General features: G+C 44.4%; 22 protein-coding genes. 11 read left to right on the top strand and 11 right to left on the bottom strand.

Annotation, left to right across the window (positions count from 1 at the left end; translation table 11 throughout):
* Positions 1-416: 416 nt before the first annotated feature.
* Together AAHT65_RS12140 and AAHT65_RS12145 are read left to right on the top strand one after the other, a co-directional pair.
* Positions 417-2,174, top strand: coding sequence for an ABC transporter ATP-binding protein (locus tag AAHT65_RS12140; RefSeq protein WP_343310288.1), 1,758 nt, complete (start codon positions 417-419; stop codon positions 2,172-2,174).
* Positions 2,171-4,192 carry an ABC transporter ATP-binding protein gene (locus tag AAHT65_RS12145; protein WP_343310289.1) on the top strand — a complete coding sequence of 674 codons (2,022 nt, stop codon included), beginning with the start codon at positions 2,171-2,173 and terminating at the stop codon, positions 4,190-4,192. The genes AAHT65_RS12140 and AAHT65_RS12145 overlap by 4 nt, the downstream gene beginning before the upstream one ends.
* Before the next feature lie 48 nt (positions 4,193-4,240).
* On the opposite strand, the gene AAHT65_RS12150 is transcribed toward AAHT65_RS12145, so the two are convergent.
* From AAHT65_RS12150 to AAHT65_RS12175, 6 genes are all read right to left on the bottom strand, one after another.
* Positions 4,241-4,861 (bottom strand): NAD(P)-dependent oxidoreductase, encoded by a 621-nt coding sequence (locus AAHT65_RS12150; RefSeq protein WP_106034659.1) that lies wholly within the window; start codon positions 4,859-4,861, stop codon positions 4,241-4,243.
* 37 nt (positions 4,862-4,898) lie between these two features.
* Positions 4,899-5,018 carry a hypothetical protein gene (locus AAHT65_RS12155; protein ID WP_206699549.1) on the bottom strand — a complete coding sequence of 40 codons (120 nt, stop codon included), beginning with the start codon at positions 5,016-5,018 and terminating at the stop codon, positions 4,899-4,901.
* 117 nt (positions 5,019-5,135) lie between these two features.
* Entirely contained in the window at positions 5,136-5,348 is a 213-nt protein-coding gene (locus AAHT65_RS12160; RefSeq protein ID WP_003327778.1) for an alpha/beta-type small acid-soluble spore protein, read from the bottom strand.
* Positions 5,349-5,564: 216 nt separating this feature from the next.
* On the bottom strand, positions 5,565-5,774 hold the full coding sequence (locus tag AAHT65_RS12165; RefSeq protein ID WP_003327777.1) for a YheE family protein: 210 nt from the start codon (positions 5,772-5,774) through the stop codon (positions 5,565-5,567).
* Between the two features lie 170 nt (positions 5,775-5,944).
* Positions 5,945-7,303 carry a YheC/YheD family protein gene (locus tag AAHT65_RS12170; RefSeq protein ID WP_343310290.1) on the bottom strand — a complete coding sequence of 453 codons (1,359 nt, stop codon included), beginning with the start codon at positions 7,301-7,303 and terminating at the stop codon, positions 5,945-5,947.
* On the bottom strand, positions 7,293-8,384 hold the full coding sequence (locus AAHT65_RS12175) for a YheC/YheD family protein (protein ID WP_035175052.1): 1,092 nt from the start codon (positions 8,382-8,384) through the stop codon (positions 7,293-7,295). The genes AAHT65_RS12170 and AAHT65_RS12175 overlap by 11 nt, the downstream gene beginning before the upstream one ends.
* A 298-nt stretch (positions 8,385-8,682) precedes the next feature.
* Here AAHT65_RS12175 and AAHT65_RS12180 point away from each other — a divergent pair, with 298 nt between their 5' ends.
* Both AAHT65_RS12180 and AAHT65_RS12185 read left to right on the top strand, forming a co-directional pair.
* Entirely contained in the window at positions 8,683-9,816 is a 1,134-nt protein-coding gene (locus tag AAHT65_RS12180) for a DUF445 domain-containing protein (RefSeq protein ID WP_088116844.1), read from the top strand.
* Between the two features lie 90 nt (positions 9,817-9,906).
* Positions 9,907-10,260, top strand: coding sequence for a YlbF family regulator (locus AAHT65_RS12185; RefSeq protein ID WP_010788101.1), 354 nt, complete (start codon positions 9,907-9,909; stop codon positions 10,258-10,260).
* A 68-nt stretch (positions 10,261-10,328) separates the two neighbouring features.
* On the opposite strand, the gene AAHT65_RS12190 is transcribed toward AAHT65_RS12185, so the two are convergent.
* Positions 10,329-11,402: a DNA alkylation repair protein gene (locus tag AAHT65_RS12190; protein WP_343310291.1), complete on the bottom strand. Its 1,074-nt coding sequence runs from the start codon at positions 11,400-11,402 to the stop codon at positions 10,329-10,331.
* 471 nt (positions 11,403-11,873) lie between these two features.
* On the opposite strand from AAHT65_RS12190, the gene AAHT65_RS12195 reads away from it, so the two are divergent.
* From AAHT65_RS12195 to AAHT65_RS12205, 3 genes are all read left to right on the top strand, one after another.
* Positions 11,874-12,740, top strand: a complete 867-nt coding sequence (locus tag AAHT65_RS12195) for a Cof-type HAD-IIB family hydrolase (protein WP_088116846.1) — start codon at positions 11,874-11,876, stop codon at positions 12,738-12,740.
* Positions 12,741-12,867: 127 nt separating this feature from the next.
* The gene (locus tag AAHT65_RS12200; protein ID WP_010788104.1) at positions 12,868-14,370 is read left to right on the top strand and encodes a coproporphyrinogen III oxidase; all 1,503 of its coding nucleotides are present in this window, start codon (positions 12,868-12,870) and stop codon (positions 14,368-14,370) included.
* A 107-nt stretch (positions 14,371-14,477) separates the two neighbouring features.
* Positions 14,478-15,767 carry a lysine N(6)-hydroxylase/L-ornithine N(5)-oxygenase family protein gene (locus AAHT65_RS12205; protein WP_343310292.1) on the top strand — a complete coding sequence of 430 codons (1,290 nt, stop codon included), beginning with the start codon at positions 14,478-14,480 and terminating at the stop codon, positions 15,765-15,767.
* A 29-nt stretch (positions 15,768-15,796) separates the two neighbouring features.
* On the opposite strand, the gene AAHT65_RS12210 is transcribed toward AAHT65_RS12205, so the two are convergent.
* The 3 genes from AAHT65_RS12210 to AAHT65_RS12220 form a co-directional block, all read right to left on the bottom strand.
* Positions 15,797-17,017 carry a cation:proton antiporter gene (locus AAHT65_RS12210; RefSeq protein ID WP_010788106.1) on the bottom strand — a complete coding sequence of 407 codons (1,221 nt, stop codon included), beginning with the start codon at positions 17,015-17,017 and terminating at the stop codon, positions 15,797-15,799.
* A 7-nt stretch (positions 17,018-17,024) separates the two neighbouring features.
* Positions 17,025-17,522, bottom strand: a complete 498-nt coding sequence (locus AAHT65_RS12215) for a cation:proton antiporter regulatory subunit (RefSeq protein WP_003327765.1) — start codon at positions 17,520-17,522, stop codon at positions 17,025-17,027.
* A 77-nt stretch (positions 17,523-17,599) separates the two neighbouring features.
* Positions 17,600-17,914, bottom strand: a complete 315-nt coding sequence (locus tag AAHT65_RS12220) for a hypothetical protein (RefSeq protein WP_088116848.1) — start codon at positions 17,912-17,914, stop codon at positions 17,600-17,602.
* A gap of 188 nt (positions 17,915-18,102) precedes the next feature.
* On the opposite strand from AAHT65_RS12220, the gene AAHT65_RS12225 reads away from it, so the two are divergent.
* Positions 18,103-18,870: an enoyl-CoA hydratase gene (locus AAHT65_RS12225; protein ID WP_010788109.1), complete on the top strand. Its 768-nt coding sequence runs from the start codon at positions 18,103-18,105 to the stop codon at positions 18,868-18,870.
* A gap of 41 nt (positions 18,871-18,911) precedes the next feature.
* Here AAHT65_RS12225 and AAHT65_RS12230 read toward each other — a convergent pair whose 3' ends face one another.
* Positions 18,912-19,097 (bottom strand): YhzD family protein, encoded by a 186-nt coding sequence (locus AAHT65_RS12230; protein ID WP_010788110.1) that lies wholly within the window; start codon positions 19,095-19,097, stop codon positions 18,912-18,914.
* Positions 19,098-19,213: 116 nt separating this feature from the next.
* On the opposite strand from AAHT65_RS12230, the gene AAHT65_RS12235 reads away from it, so the two are divergent.
* From AAHT65_RS12235 to AAHT65_RS12245, 3 genes are all read left to right on the top strand, one after another.
* Positions 19,214-20,110, top strand: a complete 897-nt coding sequence (locus AAHT65_RS12235; protein WP_003327760.1) for an ABC transporter ATP-binding protein — start codon at positions 19,214-19,216, stop codon at positions 20,108-20,110.
* Positions 20,103-21,365 (top strand): ABC transporter permease, encoded by a 1,263-nt coding sequence (locus AAHT65_RS12240; protein ID WP_088116849.1) that lies wholly within the window; start codon positions 20,103-20,105, stop codon positions 21,363-21,365. The genes AAHT65_RS12235 and AAHT65_RS12240 overlap by 8 nt, the downstream gene beginning before the upstream one ends.
* Before the next feature lie 136 nt (positions 21,366-21,501).
* The gene (locus tag AAHT65_RS12245; protein WP_010788113.1) at positions 21,502-22,728 is read left to right on the top strand and encodes a metallophosphoesterase family protein; all 1,227 of its coding nucleotides are present in this window, start codon (positions 21,502-21,504) and stop codon (positions 22,726-22,728) included.
* Positions 22,729-22,740: the final 12 nt, after the last annotated feature.

Here is a 22,740-nt window from a genome sequence, read left to right on the forward strand (position 1 = left end):
ATATGAAACCGCTAACCATTTTTCTTAAAGTAGTGATTGACAAAAAAAGGTTTTATTTATAATATGAAAAAGAATCTAAAATCGGAACGGAGGTATTGTCATGCTAAGGATAAATAACGTTAACATCGTTCAATTTCATATCCGCGTGACGAGCCCGAACCTCCCTTATTCTGTAACCTGACGTCTGTTTAAGTGGTTCAGTCGCGCACCAAAGCGGACTGCGCCTGTTAATAATTGGCAAAAAGAGGCATGGAGCTTACGCTTTATGCCTCTTTTTTATATGCAAAATGATTCTAAATCTAAAGAAAGATGGGTGTGGTGGATGTGAATACAAAAGAAGAATGCATGATGAAGAATAAGAAAAATGGCCGGGATAAACTTGAAGGCGGCTGACGAAGTGAAGGAGATGGGGATATATGTTTTCTGTATTAAAAAAGCTGGGATGGTTTTTTAAAGCCTACTGGCTGCGTTATACTATTGCAATTGTGCTTTTATTGGCCGTCAATGTGCTGGAGATGTTTCCGCCCAAGCTTCTCGGAAACGCGATAGATGATATGAAATCCGGTTTGTTTACCGTCAGCGGCATGGTGTTTTACATTGGACTTTTTCTCGGCTTGACGGCTGTTGTGTATGTTATGTCTTATTATTGGATGTATCAGCTGTTCGGCGGGGCGAACATAATGGAAAAAATTCTCCGTTCTAAGCTGATGGGGCACTTGCTGAACATGTCTCCGCCGTTTTATGAGAAATACAGGACAGGAGATTTAATGGCACGCGGAACAAATGATCTGAAAGCGGTCAGTTTAACGACAGGTTTCGGAATTTTGACGTTGGCTGATTCTACGATGTATATGCTGACGATCTTTTTGACGATGGGTATATTGATCAGCTGGAAGCTGACATTTGCTGCGATTATTCCGCTTCCTTTTATGGCGCTGGCAATCAGCTTGTACGGAAGCAAAATTCATGCGCGGTTTACTGAGGCTCAAGATTCATTCGGCGCTCTGAATGACAGGGTGCTAGAATCTGTTTCCGGCGTCCGGGTGATCAGGGCTTATGTGCAGGAAACAAATGATGTCCGCCGCTTTAACGACATGACGGCTGACGTGTACGAAAAAAATATGAGGGTGGCCTTTATTGATTCCCTGTTCGAGCCGACGGTCAAGCTTCTCGTCGGTATGAGTTACCTTATCGGACTTGGTTACGGCGCCTATCTCGTCTTTCAAAATCAGCTGACACTTGGCGAGCTTGTTTCCTTTAACGTATATCTTGGCATGATGATTTGGCCGATGTTTGCCATTGGTGAATTGATTAATGTGATGCAGCGCGGAAATGCGTCTTTAGATCGCGTCAATGAAACCTTATTCTACGAGCCTGAAGTTGTGGAACCGACGCTTCCTGCCGCAGTTGAAGAGCCGGGCGAAATGGTTTTCAGCCGCGTCAGCTTTACGTACCCCAGTTCATCCCACGGCAACCTGTGCGATGTCTCTTTCACAGTGGGTAAAGGGCAGACGGTCGGGATCGTCGGAAAAACGGGAAGCGGAAAAACAACCATCATCAAGCAGCTCTTACGCCAATATCCCGCCGGAGATGGAGACATTACATTATCAGGCGTCCCAATTCAGGACATTCCGCTCGACCGTCTGCGCAGTTGGATTGGTTATGTCCCGCAGGATCACTTGTTATTTTCGCGAACGGTTAAGGAAAATCTATTATACGGAAATCCTGATGCCTCAGATGAAGAGGTGAGGCGGGTAATTCGGGAGGCGCATTTTGAAAAAGATTTGGAAATGCTGCCGGCCGGGCTAAACACAATGGTGGGCGAAAAGGGTGTCGCTCTCTCAGGCGGGCAAAAGCAGCGGATTTCGATTGCGAGGGCATTAATGGGAAATCCGGATATTTTGATTTTGGATGATTCGCTTTCAGCCGTCGATGCGAAAACTGAGGCGGCGATTATTCGCAATATCAGAAAAAACCGCCAAGGGAAGACCACATTTATTACGTCTCACCGCTTATCCGCAGTTGAGCACGCAGACCTGATTCTTGTCATGGACGGCGGGCGTATATCTGAAAGAGGGACCCATCAGGAACTGCTCGAGAACAACGGGTGGTATCGTGAACAATATGAGCGACAGCAGCTGTCCTCTAATGAAGAAGGAGGGACTGTTGCGTGAAGACAGGAAAAACATTATGGAAATATGCGCTTATTTATAAGAAGCTGCTGATATCCGCGGTTCTTTTGCTTATGGTCGCTGTGGGCGCCGAGCTGACAGGACCCTTTATCGGAAAAAAGATGATAGACGACCATATACTTGGCATCGAAAAAACTTGGTATGAAGTGTCAGCAGGAGAAAAAAATGCGGTATCATTTCAAGGCAAATCATACGTGAGGGAGGATCGGTATGATTCTCCCGGCGCCCCGGAAAACGAGGCGCATATCTATCAGGTCGGAACGTCTTATTATTTTGTCGGTCAAGCGGTCAGTTTTGACGGGGACAGAAAGGTATCTGACGGAAAACTGACCATCTCAAAAGGGGGAGAAAGCCGGGCGTATCCTGCTGAAAAGCTTACAAAACAGGAGATTTTTAAGTTTTACCAGCCGGAGATTCATGGGCTGCTGTTCTTGATTTTTCTCTATTTAGGGCTGCTTGTCTTTTCTGTGTTTTTTCAATACGGACAGCACTATTTGCTCCAAATGAGCGCCAACCGCATTATTCAAAAAATGAGGCAGGATGTGTTTTCTCACCTTCAAACGCTTCCGGTCCGATACTTTGACAACCTGCCAGCCGGTAAAGTGGTTGCGCGGGTGACCAATGATACCGAAGCGATCAGGGATTTATATGTCACGGTTCTTTCTACTTTTGTTACAAGCGCGATTTACATGATCGGCATTTTTACGGCGCTGTTTTTGCTTGATATAAAGCTTGCGTTTCTGTGCCTCGCAATCGTGCCGATTATATTGATCTGGTCTGTTATTTATCGCAAATATGCGTCGGACTATAATCATCAGATCCGCTCCATTAACAGCGACATCAATGCAAAAATGAATGAATCCATTCAAGGAATGCCCATTATTCAGGCTTTCCGCCACCAGAAGGAAACGATGAGAGAGTTTGAGCAGCTTAATGAATCGCACTTTCATTATCAAAACAAAATGCTGAATCTAAACTCTCTCTTATCCCATAACTTGGTGAATGTCATCCGCAACTTGGCGTTTGTCGGCTTGATCTGGCATTTCGGCAGCGCCAGTCTGAATGCGGCTGGGATTATCTCAATCGGTGTGCTGTATGCCTTTGTGGATTATTTAAACCGGCTATTTCAGCCGATTACCGGTATCGTCAACCAGTTTTCAAAGCTTGAACTGGCGAGGGTATCGGCGGGAAGAGTGTTTGAGCTATTGGCAGAAAATGAAACAGAAGCACAGGGGGTTCCGGCAAAAAATCGCGCATCAGGTCAGGTCGAATTTCGGGATGTATCTTTTGCTTACAATGAAGGGGAAGACGTGCTGAAAAATATCTCGTTTAAAGCGAAAAAAGGAGAAACCATCGCCCTCGTCGGCCACACAGGCTCAGGCAAGAGCTCGATTTTGAACATCCTGTTCCGTTTTTACGACGCCCAAAAAGGGGATGTGCTGCTTGACGGGAAAAGCATATACGAAATGTCGAGGCATGAGCTCAGAACCCATATGGGCATTGTTCTGCAAGACCCGTACCTTTTTTCGGGAACAATCGGTTCAAATGTAAGTATGGAGGATGAGAGAATTTCGGCAGAAAGGATCACTGAAGCTCTCCGCCAAGTCGGGGCCGAAAACCTGCTAAAGAATCTGCCAAAAGGCGTGGAAGAACCTGTTATTGAAAAAGGAAGCACGTTATCTTCAGGAGAGCGGCAGCTCATTTCGTTTGCGAGAGCGCTCGCTTTTGATCCGGCTATCCTGATTTTAGATGAAGCCACCGCCAATATTGACACCGAAACAGAAGCGGTCATCCAAAACGCCTTAGATGTTGTCAAACAAGGGCGGACCACATTTGTCATTGCCCATCGTCTTTCCACGATTAGAAACGCTGACACCATTCTTGTGATGGAAAAAGGCAGCATCATCGAAAAAGGCAGCCATGAAGAGCTGATGGAGCAAAAAGGCCAATATTATCAAATGTATGAGCTGCAAAAAGGAAAACAAAATTCAATTGCATAGCTTGAGCGGCATACGGATTTCCGTATGCCGCTTATTATTATGTACACATTAATAAGCAAGCCCGACACGTTCTCGGATGAAGTCACGCGCTTCAAGCTGTTGATAGAGAAAATGTGCCGTATCGCCGACTGTGATTTTTGATCCGCCCTCTGGCAAAAAGTCTTTTTCAAAGCGGTAAACACCGGTTGCTTCACCGTCCGGAAGATAAGTGGGACAAATGGCGGTCCAGTCTAACCCAGAAGCCTCGAGCATTGTGAAGACTTTGGCATGCTCCTCAGCCGCCCGGGTCAATTTTCGCTTTGACTCATTGGTCTCAAATCGAAATTTTTGCGGATGTTGCCGGGATTTGAGAATTCCGGCTGTACCGATAGTAATCAGCCGCTTCATGTTTTCTTCCTCCATTATGTCAATGACATGTTTCATCGACACAGAGAGCGTGTCATCTCCATCTGTACCCAGACAGCTGATCACCATGTCTGAGCCAGTGATCACATGTTGTACGTCATCTCGATTCCGGCCATTTCCTGTGATGATCCGTTCCGGAGGCAAGTGAGGCACGTTCTTTTGTTCTCTGGCCAGCGCGTAAATATCATATCGCTTGTTTGCGCCTGCTTCTTTAAGAAATGCCTGTCCGACTCGGCCAGTCGCGCCAAATAAAGCTATTTTCATCCAAAAACCCCCTCGTCTTATTATAAAATGAAGGCAATCATTTTGAACAGCGCGGAAAAGAATACCTGTACAAATTGATAGAACGGTGGGAAACATATTCATGAACCATCGATATACTTACAAACTGTACAAGCTCCCAATTGACAAACGCCATCATAGACACTATTTTCCCCTCCCTTTTCTCCTAGGATATGTGGAATAGGAAAAAAGAGTGACAGCATCAAAAGAAGGCGCGGGAGCCCGCGCCTTCTGTCAGCCATTATATTGAATTAAGTTATTGTACGCCGCCGCCCATTTGTTGTTGAGCAAAAGAAACTAAACGTTTAGTGATTTCTCCTCCGACAGATCCGTTAGCGCGAGAAGTTGTTTCAGCACCAAGGTTCACACCGAATTCTGAAGCGATTTCGAATTTCATTTGATCAATTGCCTGAGCTGCGCCAGGTACAAGTAGTTGGTTTGAAGAGTTACTTCCAGATTGGTTTGGCATTGTTAATATCTCCTTTTATATATAGTATGGTTGGGCTTGCTGGAGTTGCACCAGCCGTGAATCCGGGGAGTCACTGCCTTCTCGGCTGTGCCCAATGGCTGCTGACTGTACTATGTATTATGTTAAATTTGCGAAGTTTGATGCAGCCATTTGAATGGTAAATGTTGTGAGAGGAATAAAAAAAGCTTAGCCATTTTCAGGCTAAGCAGTTATCAGTTAATCATAAATGTGAAAGAGCATCAGCTCATGAATCTCGCTTTTAATAGAAGGCTCGTCGTCATGGGCGGGGAATTGCCTTCCCCACTCAATATCTCCTGTCTTATGGTAAATCCCTTCATAATGTGTCCCTTTATGAAAAAACGAAATTCTCCACCCGGGCAGCTTTTCTTTTTGGAACAAAGGCTTCCAGCTAAAATGAGAAATCATGAAGTGTCACGCTCCTTAATTGATTTCAATTGACATGGATCGGAACCGAATTAGTTACATTGTATCTTATTCTGATGAAAGTTCATAGAATAGGAATTCATTTCCGCATGTTGACCTTGTCCAAAATTATCAGAAAAATAGTGCCCGGATGTTTTCCGGGCTGCGCCGGATTACGGCCAAAGCTTTTCAGGCGCTACGATGGCCTGCTCCGAGAGATAAGACGCATATTCAAAGTTTCTCCGCTTTGTCAGAGAATCAACAGAGGTTAAGTTCGGATGCGAAAAAATACTGCGGCCCGGTCGTGAATTAGCCTCAAACATCCATACCTTTCCGGCCTGATCGATTCCGAGGTCAAAGCCGATTTCGCCGATGAAGCCTTCAATATGTTCATTGAGTACACGGCTGACAGTTAGTGCGGCGACTGAAAGCTTTCTGATCATATCGGCCCTTTCCTTAGGATCGTCATAGAGTTCCGCCAATGTTTTCACTGTTCCTCCATTTGAGAGGTGGGTCGTTATGCTGTTTTTGCCGGAAATCTTCACGGCAATTGCGGTTACGTCCCATTTTCCGCTTGCGTTCTTATTTGTATGCACGCGAAAATCGGCAGGACGTCCCTGAAATTCGATAAGATCAATACCTTGCTGCACAAGAAAAGAAGCGGCATCGTGTTCTTTTTCAAACGCAGCTAAAAAGGCTGATGAATTCGGATACTCAATAGAAGTAAAGGATTTTTCTTCATTTGTATGTTTGACGGTCAGTCCTTTCTCCGATTGGGTCAGCTGGTAAATTCCAGTGCCGAGCGCGCCGTTAGCCGGTTTGATATAGACGGTCTCAAATGATTTACACAGTGCGTCAATGCTCTCAACGGACGGATGAAGGATGGATTGCGGTAAGAAGGGTGCCGTCCGGTTGTCTTTTTCCAAAAGCTGATGAACCTCCCATTTGTTAAAAAACCCGCGATTAAACCATGGAATTTGATATTCATTTATCAGCCGCTGTTTTGTTTCCTGTAAGAGTGCAGAATCTTCTATTTTACGGTTCGGCAAGCGGTCATACACAACATTCGGGAGCGGGACGGTTTTCTTTTCCCAGCCGTTTTCTCTGTAAAGGTACGCTTCAATCGTGCCGTGTTCCCATTGGATTTGATGGGCGCCAAAGACAAAGCAATACCCGCCAGACTGAAGGTTCAAGGTGAGCAGCTTTGAAAAAAAGAGAGAGCGTTCTTTGAATGGCTGAGAAAGAGACTTAGTAAATCCGGCCGTGAAAATCCCGATTAATGGGCCGATAAAGACCGTATTCTCGTGAATAATGATATTCGCCTGGCTTCGGTGCGGAATCATCAGCTCGTGAAACAGATTTTCAGAAAGCAGTACTGTGCGCTCAAGATTTTTCTTGAAGGAAATATGACATCTTGCGACCTGTGTACCGAACGCGGCATACAAAAGACCGTTTTGCTTCATAGAGGAGGGGAGGAACATCGTGTTTTCGCTTTTTTTGTGTATGCCGACCACGAAGCTTTTACGATTCATGCGGCAGGGCTCCTTTCTGGTCCCGTGACGAGTGAATCCCTAAGCAGCGCTTAAAAGGACTTGTGCAGAGCTGCTCCTTTTGCTCGGGAGAGACTTTTAAAATGGATTTTCTGCCTGGCTTTGAATTGATATCAAGCAGCCAGATTCTTCCGTCCTTGGCCAGACATATATCGAGCCCAAGTTCAAATAAAGGTCCGTACTGCTCGTCGAGAAAATAAGGAACGGACTGGGTAATCGAGAAGACATCATCCAATAAAATGACCTGCTGTTTTTTCGGAATCTCTTGAAACCATGTATCAAATTTGAGAGCATCAGACCCCCCAGATAAATTTGCCAGAAGCCCGTTTTGATAGCCGCGTCTCACGGCCTTGCCGACAGTTTCCCAGCTGCCGGACTCATTTTTCTGCATTAATATACGAATATCACGCGGATACCGTTCCTTATCTTGAATATTTAAATAAGGCTGTAAAATGTAGCGGTGCTGCAGCACTTTTTTACACCATGTTTTAAAAGACACCTGATTGGAAAAAGATTTGGTTTGTTTATTCTTTCCGATATGATAGGTGGCCGTAATTGATTTTTTGCCCAGCTCGAGAAGAATGACGCCTCTGCCGCCAGACCCGAACGCCGGCTTTAAAATACAGGTTTTTTCTTTTGATAAAAACGAATAAATTTGCTCATATTTTGTGATTTGAATCGTTTCTGGGATATATGGGTTAATCAAAGGATTTTGCTGCAAATCGTTTAACACAGCCCACTTATCAGGAAGACCGAAACCGAGAAATTCTGTTTTTGGGTATTTTTTGAGCCACTCGACGATCGGTTTTGCTTTATGGGAATGAGAGTCTTTCCCATAAAAACAGCGATCATAAATAAAGTCGGGAATATTTATTTCTGTTTCGTTCCATTTTCCGCTGGACGGATGATGGGCAAGCGCCTTGACACGCAGGGTGTCAGGAGATATATCAAATGGCGTAAAGCGGACGAAACGAATGCCGAAGTCAGGCGCTCTCTTCGCCAATTCGGCGGCATAATCTTCTTCATGCTGGCGGGATAAAGACATAAAACCGAGTGTTATCATGTTGTTACTCCCCCTTATTGAAAAACTGCTGATCACGTACGGAAGGATCGCATTCCCTTCCAGCAGCAGCTTCAAGCTGTTTAACCAAGAAACCGGAGACGGATTTTGCTGCAGGTGTTCTACCTTAATGATTACGATACTTCTCCTTGCCTTATTCCTGACAAAACAAGATGATTTTTAAAGGCAAGGTTCCGTCTCCTTTATTTGCTAAGTCGTCTCACGAACCTCTATAATACGAATAGATATAGTTCAGGTATCATAAAAAAGATTCGGTTAAGATGGAGGCAGATGAAAAGGAATGGGTATTGCAGGAACTTTTATTTTTATGATTGTGATCGGCGCTGTAATCGGGGCGATTACCAATCATTTAGCAATTCAAATGTTATTTCGGCCATACAAGGCTTATTACGTATTTGGCAAACGGGTCCCTTTCACGCCCGGGCTGATTCCAAAAAGAAGAGATGAGCTTGCTAAACAAATGGGACTGACGGTGGTCAATCATCTTTTGACACCAGAAGGCATTAAAAAACGGCTTGTTTCTGAAACGGCCAAAAAACAGGCGCTGCAAGCCGGAGAACAGTTTATCCGCCGCATGACGGATTCTGAGATGACATTAAATGAAGCGTTGGACAAAGTCGGCATCAAGCGTCCGGGTGAGGCTGCGGATGCATGGATTGACCAATGGACGGATGAAAAACTTTCACAGCTCTTCCTACAATACGAACACCGGCCGTTAAAAGAGTGGCTGCCGCCTGAAGTGCAGGAAAAGCTGGAAGAGAAGATTCCGATGGTTTCCGAATATATTTTGAAACGAAGCAGTGACTATTTTGAAGGTGAAGAAGGAAAAACAAGACTCGGCAATATGATTGATGACTTTTTAAAAGAACGCGGGATGCTCGGAAGCATGGTGCAAATGTTTCTCGGCAATTCAAGCCTCGCGGACCGCGTGCGGCCGGAGCTGTTAAAGTTTTTGCGTAATGAAGAAACGAAACGGCTGCTTTCCGATCTTCTCAATAATGAATGGGATAAGCTGAAGCAATACTCATTTTATGAGGCTGATGAAAAATGGAATACCAAAGCCTTAATCGTCAGCTTGAAAAAAAGAGTGCTGCAATCATTCTCCGCCGCACCGTTTTTTGAAGGGACAATCGGCGCATTGGCATCCCGATATGAAAAAGAACTGAGCCAAACGTATTTGCCGGCGCTTTTAGACAGGGCCCTTGATGGGATCGCTGCAAATCTTGATGATGTGCTGAAAAGGATGCGCCTTGAGGAAATTGTTAAGGAACAGGTGGATCAGTTCCCTGTTCAGCGATTGGAGGAAATGGTGCTGTCCATTACAAAAAAAGAATTTAAAATGATCACATATTTAGGCGGCCTTCTAGGCGGATTGATCGGAGCTATTCAAGCCCTGTTCGTCATCCTTTTTTAAATGAAAGCCCGTATAATAATGAAAGATGCTCCATAGTCTGTTATAGTGGAATGGTATGTCTAGCGGTATTGAAGAAAGGAGCAATAAAACATGGCAGGTAATTTTTATGATGCAGCCTATGATCTTGAAAAAGCAATACGGGAAAGCGAAGAGTATACCCGTTTAAAAGGGCTTTACGATGAAGTAAATGCTGATGAATCAGCAAAGCGGATGTTTGAAAACTTCCGTGACGTGCAGCTGAAACTTCAGCAAAAGCAAATGTCAGGTGAAGAAATCACGCAAGAAGAAGTAGAACAGGCGCAAAAAACAGTCGCACTTGTCCAGCAGCATGAAAAAATTTCTCAGCTGATGGAAGCAGAGCAGCGCATGAGCATGCTGATCGGCGAGTTGAACAAAGTGATTATGAAGCCTTTGGAAGAGCTTTACGGCAGTGTTGAAGGCTGATGATGAGACAGAACCCTTCTTTCTTAGGAAAGAAGGGTTCTTTATTTTTGCCGAGGTCTCCTAATGTGTCAGTTCACAATAAAATCAAGCGACTCTTTTGGAGTTCCATTAATAATGATAGTGATCATATGAACTCCTTTATAGTGTTTTCTCGTAGATAAATCTCTAAAGGAATGAGTTTTTGAATAAGCTCGTGTTTCACCTTGATGTATATCAATCTCAGTGATTTTAAACACTTTTTTATTCCGCTGTCCTCTGGCTTTCACATAATCAATTGCATATTCGGCTCTTACTTTGGTATTTTTTGCAGAATGAATCTGAAAGGAAAAAGATAAACTCTCTCCAATAGAGATTCGGTCAGGGCTGCAAGTGAAGTGCTGTAATCGGATGGATTCATCATCTTCATATCCAAAAACGGACAGCGCTTGTTTATCGCCTTTTTTTAATAACGTACGGTAAGCATGTTTTATGATCCAATCTGTGTCATGATGTTTTCCGTACCATTTTGCGGTGATGTCTGCCAAGAGTGCTGGATGTGTTTTTGAGATATCATTCAGGTTATTTGCCACACTTTTCCTTACGTACAATGATTCATCCTGTATGAGGTTGTGCAGGATCGGAAGGATAGGGGAGGGATCGGATTTAAATGAAGGAATAGATATTCCCCATGGAAGGCGGGGCCTGCTTCCCTCACTAGCCAGTCTCCTTACATGGTCATTCGGATGGCAAGACCATTCCAGAAACTGTTCGATCATTCTTTCCTGATTCAGCAGTAAAAAAGGCCTGACAGCAAACTCTGAGGTAGAGTATTGTGTAAATGCTTCTAAAGCCCCCATCGACTCTTCCCAATGCTCTAATCCGTATTGCTCGACATAATCAGGAAATATGATTCCGCTCAGACCCGTAAAATGAGGGGCGGTTTTATATAAAATGGTAAGCGCTTCATTAAATTTGCTCGGGAGCGTTTCATATAAAGACACTGTTATTCGGCGCATTCGCTGTTTTAATGCAAGGTCCTCCCAGTCTTCCCGAAAAATCAAAGTTTGGCATTTAGGCGCGTCAAAAGAAGGATATTCTTTTTTTATAGTGTGAGTCAGCTTCTGAACAAACTCGTGGTTGTAGATACCTTTTAGATTACTCATACGGTCACCGCTTTTCTCCTTGTTAATGTGAATTATATACGAATGTATGTTCTGTATCAATGTAAATCTCCAGTATTGCTGAAAATTTAATTTTGCTGACCGAGCTGATTTTTTAAATTAAAAAAATACTTGATATCCGGCGGATAAATTGAGATAATAATGTTGAAAGCGCCTACACTTACATTTTTACTGAGGATACGGTCGCATATACTGCCGATTTTTTAGGGGATAAGCAACAGAGAGTAAGTGAACGAGTGCGCTCGGTCAAAAAAGGGGTTCCTGATAAATGATATTTCGGAAATAGAAATAATGGTATTGGGAGAATGGCTGCATCGATCGTATCCTAAAAAGAAGATTTCATTCAAAGTCTGCCTACGCGGGCTTTTTTGCTGTGAAGAAAACTTGTTCTAAACACAGAGACAGGGTCATATTCTAATGACAAGTACAGTCATCAAGGAGGGGGACATCTCTGTGTCTAAACAAATGCTTGCATTAAATATAGATGGCGCGCTTCTTCGCTCCAACGGAAAGCTGCATCAGGCCACAAAAGACGCAATAGACTATGTGAAGAAAAAAGGAATTTACGTTACTCTTGTGACCAATCGCCATTTTCGCTCTGCACAGAAAATAGCGAAATCGCTAAAACTGGATGCGAAGCTGGTTACTCACAGCGGCGCCTATATCGCTCAAAAAATAGATGAGCCATTTTTTGAGAAAAAAATTTCTGAGGACCATACGTTTAATATTGTGCAAGTGTTAGAGAGCTATCAGTGCAATATCCGACTTCTCCATGAAAAATATTCGATCGGAAATCGGAAAAAGGTGAATTCCAATTTATTGGGGAAAGCGCTGATTCATCCGTCAGACCCGATCTTTTATCCAGTTCAGTTTGTTGAGTCATTAAGTGATTTGCTCATGGATGAACCGGTGAGCGCCCCTGTGATTGAAGTATACGCGGGCGGCGGCATTCAGAGCGATATCATGGAAACGATTTCTGCAGCCTTTCCGGCGGTCGATCTCATCCGTGTGAATGAAGAAAAACTGAACATCGTTCCAAAAGGCGTATCAAAAGAAGCCGGTCTGGCGCTTGTTGTCGCTGACGCAGGCTTAACAATGGAAGATGTAGTCGCCATCGGGCATCAGCATGACGATCTGCCGATGATTGAACTCGCAGGTCTTGGAGTCGCCATGGGGAACGCTTCTGCAGAGATTAAAAGAAAAGCTGACTGGGTTACGAGGTCAAATGATGAACAGGGTGTTGCATATATGATGAAGGAATACTTCCGTATGCAGCAGCGAAAAGGGTTTCTTGATAAATACCATATGAAACGAATATAAAACTAGAGCCGCATGCGCACATGATATCGCGCCTGCGGCTTTTTGCATATAAAGGGAGCGGATTGATTTTACCCATTTATTTTTGTACACTAAAGAAAGTTTTGAATCTGAAAATAAGGTGATTACGTTGCAAATAAAAATAGAAGGCATTACGGATGACAGGCTGCACCGTCCGCTTCAAAATATCGCGAATTTGTTTTATGAAGAATGTGTGCTTACATACGGAGGTTCAGAGGAATCATCAGATCTTGTCATCAGCTTGGATTATTCTGAAAGCCTAGAGAATGTCACGGTTTCAGGGGAAGTGAAAGGCACCTCCATTAAAGAACGGCATACAAAGCCGATTTCCTCTGGCATGAACGAAAAAGAAGCATTTAAGCAAGTGAAAAACACAATTTCTTACGTGTATTTAAATCTGCTTCAAGCACATACGGGCATCACGCAAAAATGGGGAATCCTGACAGGCATCCGGCCGACCAAGCTGCTCCATAAAAAACTCCAAAGCGGGATGACGCAACATCAAGCGCACGCCGAATTAAAAAAGGACTATTTGATTCACGATGAAAAAATCAGCTTAATGCAGCAAATCGTGGACCGCCAGCTTGCCGCAGTTCCGGATCTTTATCAAGTCAAGGACGAGGTCAGCATATATATCGGCATTCCTTTCTGCCCGACAAAGTGCGCCTATTGCACCTTCCCGGCTTATGCGATTCAGGGACAGGCCGGCAGAGTCGGTTCGTTTTTGTGGGGGCTTCACTTTGAAATGCAGAAAATCGGCGAATGGCTGAAGCGGCATGAAATAAAGGTAACAACCATTTATTTCGGCGGAGGCACACCGACCAGCATTACCGCTGAAGAAATGGATTTGCTGTATGAGGAAATGGTCCGCTCGTTCCCGGATGTGAAACAGATTCGGGAAATCACTGTAGAGGCGGGGCGGCCTGATACCATTACGGAAGAAAAGCTTGATGTGCTGAACAAATATCATATTGATCGCATCAGCATCAATCCGCAATCGTATGAAAATGAAACATTAAAGGCAATCGGCAGACACCATACGGTTGAAGAAACTATTGAGAAGTATCACTTGTCACGCGAGCACGGCATGTCCAATATTAATATGGATTTAATCATCGGCCTTCCGGGAGAAGGGGTGGAGGAATTCAGAAACAGCCTTCGTGAAACAGAAAAATTAATGCCTGAATCCCTTACCGTCCATACGCTCTCATTCAAGCGGGCGTCAGAGATGACGAGAAATAAACACAAGTATAAAGTAGCGGACAGAGACGAGGTGTCGCAAATGATGGATGATGCCGTTGTTTGGACAAAAGAGAACGGCTATGAGCCTTACTATCTGTACCGCCAGAAAAACATTCTCGGTAATCTGGAAAACGTCGGGTACTCAGTTCCGGGACAGGAAAGCATCTATAATATTATGATTATGGAAGAGGTGCAGACGATCATCGGAATCGGCTGCGGCGCGGCAAGCAAATTCATTGATCCCAAAACGGGAAAAATCACACACTTCGCCAATCCGAAAGATCCAAAATCATACAACGACAGATTTGAACATTATACGGAAGAAAAAATTAAATATTTAGAGCAGATTTTTGAAAAGACGTCTCTTTAAAAGAAAGCAGCACTGGCGAGCAGTGCTGCTTTTTTATGATATCGCGTTTAAGACATGATCCATTCGGGAAAAAATTGTATAGACTGAACTTAAGAGGACGTGAGTGCATGTATGATGTCATCGGAATAGGAATAGGACCGTTTAATTTGGGGCTTGCCGCTCTATTGGAGGATATTCCTGAATTGAACGGACTTTTTTTTGATAAAAAGAAGGAATTCGCCTGGCATCCAGGGCTTTTAATAGAAGGAACAGATCTTCAGGTAGCTTTTTTAGCAGATTTGGTGACGATGGCCAATCCGCAAAGCCGTTATACCTTCCTTCATTACTTACATAAGTCAGATCGGCTCTACCGATTCTATACGTTTAACGAATTTGATATTCCAAGACGGGAGTTTAACGAGTATTTAGCATGGGCTGCGTCTGATATCGGATCATGCAACTTCGGCTCAGAAGTCATTCGTGTGACAGACAGCGGGAAACACTACCAGGTGACCGTCAAAGATACAGAAAGCGGAAGCGAGACGGTGTATGAAGCAAAGCATGTTGTCATGGGCACAGGCAGTGAACCGTTCGTTCCGGTAGAGCTGAATGATGAACTTCGGAAAGACACCATTTACAGCCCGGAATATTTGTATCGGAGAGATGAACTTAAGGATGCAGAGTCGATTACAGTGATCGGCTCCGGCCAAAGCGCGGCTGAAATTTTTTCTGATTTGCTTAACGGGGCAGCACACCGCGGCTGCCGGCTGCAATGGATTACCCGCTCAACGGGATTTCGGGAATTGGAGACCGCAAAGCTCGGCCAGGAAATGTTTACTCCGGAATACATTGAGTATTTTAATCAGCTTCCGTTTCAAGAACGGCTGAATACACTTCCTGAGCTTAACGGATTGCGTAACGGAATTGATTCAGCTACACTTGCCGCCATTTATAACACGCTGTATCACAGATCCATTTCCGGCGGATCGCCTGATGTGTATATACAGTCGATGTCGGAGCTGACTCGCATAGAGAAAAAGAAAGAACATTGTCAGCTCACATTCAAGCAGCGGCAATTAGATGAAACGTTCCAAGTTGATTCGCAAAAGGTCATTTTGGCGACAGGCTTTAAGCCGCACATTCCTGAATGGTTTGATTATTTCAAGGATGACATTGAATGGGAGGATGAAAAGCGTTTCAAAGTAACGGATGACTTCCGCCTTGTTTTTCATAAGGAACGGGAGCATCACTTTTTTACGCTGACCAATCTCGATCACTCTCATGGAACGGGAGCTACGAACTTAAAGCTTTCCGCCTATAGAAATCAAAAAATCATTAATACCATTCTTGGGAGAGAATACTACTCACTGAAGAAAAAAGCGGCATTTCAGCAATTTCTCCCCGCAAAAAAGAACTGACCCTCCAAGGAAGGCCAGTTCTTTTTTGTTTATCCTCGCTGTTTTTTCTTTATGGGAACCTCAGGCTTCCACTTGAATATCTTGTTCAGCTGCCGGTATATCCGTTTCGATTCCTTCGTCAGCAGCGGACCGAGAATCGCTAATATCAATACGTAAAGCGCGGCGAACGGCTTTAGCGTGCTGGACAGTCCGCCGGCAATACCGAGATTTGCGACGATAATGGAAAATTCCCCGCGGGAGACGATGGTGAGGCCGATATTTGACGACGCTTTATGTGAGAGTCCCGCGCGTCTTCCGGCAATCATTCCGGCGATAAAGTTCCCGGCAATGGTAAGAATAACGGCGCCTAAGGCAAGCCAAACCGCATCGCCGAGCGTAAAGGGATCAATACTGAGGCCAAAGCTGAAAAAGAACATGGCGCCGAAGAAATCACGGAAAGGAACCACAAGATGTTCGATCCGATCGGAATGCTCTGTTTCAGAAAATACAAGGCCGAGAAGCAAAGCGCCGATGGCCTCGGCAACGTGAATCGTTTCTGAAAAACCGGCGATAAAAAAGAGCGCGGCGAAAATGACGATAATAAACACTTCATTTGAGCGAATATCAAACAGCTTATTCAAAAGGGCGGGGAGCTTTCTTGCCACAATGAAGAACAGCAGCATATATCCGAAGGCGATCAGGATTGATAAGAGCGCGCTTCCGACAGAAGTCGCGTCACCCAGCACAAGACCGGACACAACGGACAGATACACAGCAAGGAATATATCCTCAAACATAATAATTCCAAGTATCAGCTCTGTTTCCGGATTTGCCGTTCTTTTCAAATCAACTAGAACCTTCGCGACAATCGCACTTGAGGAAATGGTGATAACGCCGGCCAGCACGAGTACTTCCAGAAATGAAAATCCGGTAATAAATCCATATATCAGGCCGAGGCTGAAGTTGATTAAGATATATATTGACCCGCCGACCGCAATGGACCTTCCGGATTTAATCAATTTGCCGACAGAGAATTCGAGTCCGAGATAAAAGAGGAGAAAGAGAACACCCATTCGCCCGAAAAACTCAATAATCTCGCTGCTTTCTATAAACGTCAGATCAATAATCCCCAGCTTCGGCGCGTGAGGCCCAAGCAGCATTCCTAATATGATGAGGAAAGGAATAATGGAGAAGTTGATTTTGTTTGCAATTAAACTGGCAATCGCCACGAGGACGAGCGCAGTTCCGACTTCAAAGACCAAATGATCCATAGGCTGATCACACTCCCCCTCTAGAAAGAAATTCATGAGTCAGTTTCTTCAGATGCTTTCTTTCACCTGAGAGAACGAGTGTGTCATTTTCTTCAATGATGGAATCCGCTCCGGGGTTTAAGAACTTCTCCTGATTATGCTTAATGATGGCGATCACAGTTACATCATGGTTTTGGCGAACATCCAGTTCGCCGAGTGTGCAGCCGACTGATTTCGCTCCTTTTTCCACTCTGAACCACTCGATGATGAGATCGCTGAATGCCATTTCAATCGACTCCAGCGCCTGCGGCTTATAGACCATACCGCCTAAAATAGCGGCAATTTGTCTCGCTTCGGAATCATCGAGTGAGATGTTGGTCAGAAGCTCATCAGGATCTTGGTCATCAAACCTGTAAATTTCTCTTCTTCCGTCATCATGAATGATAATCGTCATTTTTTCATGATTTCTTGTTTCGATTTCAAATTTTTTGCCGATGCCGGGCAAGTCGTTCTCTTTTATATTCATACATTTCCCTCCGAAAAAAATAGTATTGGATGACTAATAAAAAAGTTTGATACGATTGATGGATGGTTTGAATGTATTTATGATCGGAGGTAATTTGATTGGTATTTTATAGGGACGGCACATATTTTATCCAGAATGCTCACCTTTGACTGATCAAGGGGCTTGACGGATAACAGGAAAATAACCTGTGCCAATGGATCATATTCTTTGCCCATAGGGGAAAACAAGCTGGCAGGCGAAGCCGTTTTTGCCGATTGTGTTTCCTGAGGATAAGAGGAAATCTGCAGCTGGCTGTCAGCCGCTGCATCAAGCTGTGAAGGCAGAACAACATCAGAAGGGGGGAAAAACACCATAAATAAACTTAACAACATACCAAGCATCAATTTATCCAACGTTATCCTCCCCCTTTCTCTCGAATATATTCTGTCAATTTCACTATATAAAAATTTATGACCACTTTCAAATGATATGCACTTTTCAGTATCAATTGAACTCGAAAAATAAAGAGGATTTCACTGTGAGCGAAGGGAATGTATACAAGGTGAAGAAATTTTGTAAGCGTATACAGGAGGTGCTTTAGTTGGACTATATTCAATATGAAGCAAAGGGGCTTGTCGCAGAAATTGTATTTCAACGCCCTGATGCTTACAATGCTTTCAATGAACAAATGCTTAATGAATTAAAAGAGGCGTGTGTAAAAGCGGCTGAAAGCGAGGCGCTTATCGTTCTTTTAAGAGGGAGCGGCAGAGGTTTCTCGGCTGGCGGAGACATTCATATGATGACGTCACCCCATGATTCCGGGCAATTTAAGCAGCTCATGGACACAATTGAAACCATCACGATAACACTATTTCAAATGAAAAAAATAACTGTGGCCGCTATTCACGGCGCCGCTGCGGGCCTCGGGTTAAGCGTGGCGCTTTGCGCTGATATGGTTCTGGCTGAAAAGAACGCAGGCCTTGCAATGAACTTTAATGGCATCGGGCTTATTCCTGACGGGGGAGGCCATTATCTTCTTATGAAACGTGTGGGCGAAACAGAAGCGAAAAAGCTGATCTGGAGCGGGAAAAAACTGTCGGCTGAGGAAGCGGTCACACTGGGGCTTGCAGACGGAACATTCAGCGGGGAGCCAGCAGCGGGCGCTGAACCGTATGTAAATCAGCTTTTGGCGTCGCCTCTTCAAGCGATGATTGAAACAAAAGCCATTTACCAAAGTCTGCATGAGGACAAATTGAAACAGGTATTATCGCTCGAACGAAGCGCTCAGGAAAGAATGAGGAAAACGAAGGATCATCAAGAGGGGATACGCGCATTTTTGGAGAAACGAAAACCGATGTTTAATACGTAACACACAAATTCAGCCGGCCTATTGCAGCCGGCTTTTCCAGATTATCTGTGAAATAATATCAATTTTCCAGAAGCATTTACCAAACGGTGGGTATGGCTGTAAAGGTTCTTTTCCTTTAATATTGATTCCCCGGTTTTTTTCGCCTTTTCTTCACTTTCTGCTTCTATTCTTTCATTGATCAGCGTTTCTCCCGACGGGTGGAATGCTGTGAGAAAATAATAATCCATGGAATTTGTCCTCCTTTTTACCCTTTAATAAATTATATTCTTAGTAAGATATGAAAATCCTTTATTATTTTTCATCCAATAATAGTATATAATGGGTGAAGGAAGGAGGGAGTCAGGTGCTGACAATAGATCATGTAACGAAACAATTTGGCAAACAAAAAGCAGTTGACGGATTGCATCTTGAAATCCCGGAGCAGCAGATGTTCGGCTTGTTAGGCGCAAACGGCGCAGGAAAAACGACCACATTTCGAATGATATTAGGCTTATTAAGCATAACGGAGGGCTCCATCAGCTGGAAAGGCCGGCCAGTCAATTACAGTATAACCAGTAAAATCGGATATTTGCCGGAAGAACGGGGGCTTTACCCGAAATTAAAGGTAAAAGACCAGCTTGTATATCTTGCCCGTCTTAAAGGGATGGCAAAACAAGATGCTGTAAAAGAACTCGGCACATGGCTTGAACGGTTCAATATCACAGAGTACGAGAATAAGAAGGTAGAAGAGCTGTCAAAAGGAAATCAGCAAAAAATTCAATTTATATCGGCTGTCTTGCATAAGCCTGAACTGTTGATTCTTGATGAGCCATTCAGCGGCCTTGACCCTGTGAATGTCGAACTGTTAAAGGATGCGGTTGTATCTCTTAAAAACAGCGGAGTGTCCATCGTATTCTCAAGCCACCGCATGGAGCATGTAGAAGAACTGTGTGAAAACCTCTGTATTCTGCAAAAGGGAAAGCCAGTCGTCCAAGGGAAGCTGAAGGAAATTAAGCGCTCGTTTGGAAAAAAGAATGTGTCTATTCATTCTGATGACAATCTTGAATTTCTAAAGTCGCACGAGGGCATTACGAAATGGAAAGAAACGTCTGACGGAGTAAAGCTTCAAATTGCCAATGAAGCCATTTCCCAAGAATTGTTTTCCATGCTTCAAGGCAAAGGATTTATCAGAAAGTTTGAACTGGAAGAGCCGTCACTTCATGATATTTTCATTGAAAAGGTGGGGGCTGTCTATGAATAAATTTTTTATTATGCTATTCCATACATATAAAAATAAGATCACGGCAAAGTCGTTTATTATTTCAACCGTTATCAGCGTACTGCTTGTTTTGTTTGTGACAAATTTAGAGTCGATTATCTCTATGTTCCAGTCTGATGACGATGCAAAGCAGGAAATAGCGGTCATTGATGAAACAAATGAATTGTACCCGATCTTTTCAAAGCAGCTGAAAGCTGTTGATGCCGACAGCGAATTGGATATGAAACAAACGAAAAAATCCGAAAAAGAAGTGTCTCAGCAAGTTAAAGATGAAAAAGTGGACGGAATGTTCATCATCAAAAGAGATAAAAACGGAGAAATATCGGGGACTTACAAAGCGTTAACGATTTCTGATGAGACGGCGTACAATTACCTGAAGCAGGCGCTGACACAAACGAAAACCGCTGTGGGCACGGCTGACTTGGGTGTCTCACAAGAAAAAATCAGCAGCCTCTATGCCCCTGTCTCTGTTGATAATGTAGCATTGCAAACGGGAGCGAAGTCAGAGGAAGAGCTTGGGCAGGTTATGGGGCTTGTCTATATCCTTCTGTTTATGATTTATTTCGCTGTCATTATGTATGCGAGTATGATTGCGATGGAAGTGGCGACGGAGAAATCATCCCGCGTCATGGAAATTCTGATCTCAAGCATGCCGCCGATCCAGCAGATGTTTGCAAAGCTGTTTGGCATTGCGCTCGTCGGAGTGACGCAGCTCGCTATCATCCTGTCAATTGGCTTTGCGTCTCTCAAGCTCGGTGAAACCGGCGAGACAACATCATCGGTCAGTCAGTTTATCAATGTAACCGATGTTCCGGTTTCAACGATTATCTACGCAGTTATTTTCTTTTTGCTCGGATATTTCCTTTATGCGACAATGGCTGCCTTTCTCGGAAGCGTCGTCAGCCGCATAGAGGATGTGCAGCAGACGATCACACCAATGACGCTTTTGGTCGTGGCCGGCTTTATGATTGCAATGTTTGGAATACGCACTCCTGACGCGGGATTTATTACTGCCACATCGTTTATTCCGTTCTTTACGCCGATGATTATGTTTTTGCGTGTCGGCATGCTGGATATCCCGTTTTGGCAGGCAGCGCTCGGCATTGGAATTACCCTGCTCACCATCATCATTTTGGCAGTGATCGGGGCGAGAATCTACAAAGGCGGCGTCCTTTTTTACGGCAATTCAAGCGCATTCAAAGCAATCAAACAGGCGCTTCGTTTATCGAAAAACTAATGGGAAACAGTCTGGGGACACTCAGGCTGTTTTTTTTTTGCGGTTTCGGCGTTTTTCAATCTTTTAGCAGAACGTGCATTCGTACGGAAACGATGCTAAAATAGGGGTAATTCACCTCATCGAAAGGAGCGGAACGTTGACTGATTTAACCTTTATACATGCTGCGGACCTGCATCTCGACAGCCCGTTTTACGGCATATCGCATCTGCCCGATCCGATTTTTAAACGGATAAAAGAAAGCACTTTTCACAGCGTAAGACATGTAATGGATGCCGCTGTCCGGGAACGCGTTGATTTCGTTTTGCTGGCAGGTGACTTATTTGACGAAGCTAACCGCAGCCTAAAAGCTCAGCTTTTTTTAAGAAAGCAGTTTACAAGGCTGAGAGAGTGCGGGATTCAGGTATATGTCATCTTCGGAAATCATGATCATTTGGGCGGGGAATGGACGCCGATTGAATGGCCGGATAATGTGCATATCTTTACCTCTTTTTCCCCTGAAGAAAAATCCTTTTACAAAGAAGACAAGCTCGCGGCCAGCATCTATGGCTTCAGCTATCCTGCCCGAGCCGTTACGAGCAACCAGGCCTCCCGTTACCGGGTGTCAACGGATGCTCCCTTTCATATCGGCATGCTTCACGGTACTTTATCAGGGGCGGAGGGGCACGATCCGTATGCTCCTTTTACATATGATGATCTTGAAAAAAGCGGGATGGATTACTGGGCGCTTGGCCACATTCATAAACGGCAGGTGCTATCTTCTCGGCATCCGGCCGTTATTTACCCCGGAAATATTCAAGGGCGGCATATGAAAGAAACGGGTGATAAGGGCTTTTATCTCGTCAATGTTTCAAGCGGTGACATATCCTATGAATTTAAGCAGGCCCATGATGTATTGTGGGAACAGATCAGTATTGATGTGACGGGCATAGAGCATATGACCGCTTTATTTCAAACGGTAGAGACTGTTTTTTCGGACTTGCGGCTGACGGAGAAACCGGTTTGTGCAAGGCTGGTTTTGCAGGGAGAAGCGCCCGAATTCCTGAAAACGGCGTCAAACGGCGTGCTGGACGAACTTCTTGAAACGTTTCAGGAGCAGGAAGCAGAGGAGGACCATTTTATATGGCTGCTTTCTGTGGAAGATGAAACTGAGGACGGAGACGCGGACGCAGCTCTCGGCCCTTTCTTTGGCGGGTTGTTTTCAGAAATAGAACAATCGGAAGAGATGAACGGAGTGTTTGAAGGCCTTGAGCGGCATCCGGTGTACAGAAGGCACGCCAGCCGGTTCAGTGACGAAGACATAGCGGAAATCAAAGAGCAGGCGCAAACTTTGTTAAAAAAACAGCTCAGGGTGCTTGAGACATAAGGCGGTGAAAGC

Source organism: Bacillus atrophaeus (assembly GCF_039519175.1).
In the GTDB taxonomy this organism is placed as follows: domain Bacteria; phylum Bacillota; class Bacilli; order Bacillales; family Bacillaceae; genus Bacillus; species Bacillus atrophaeus.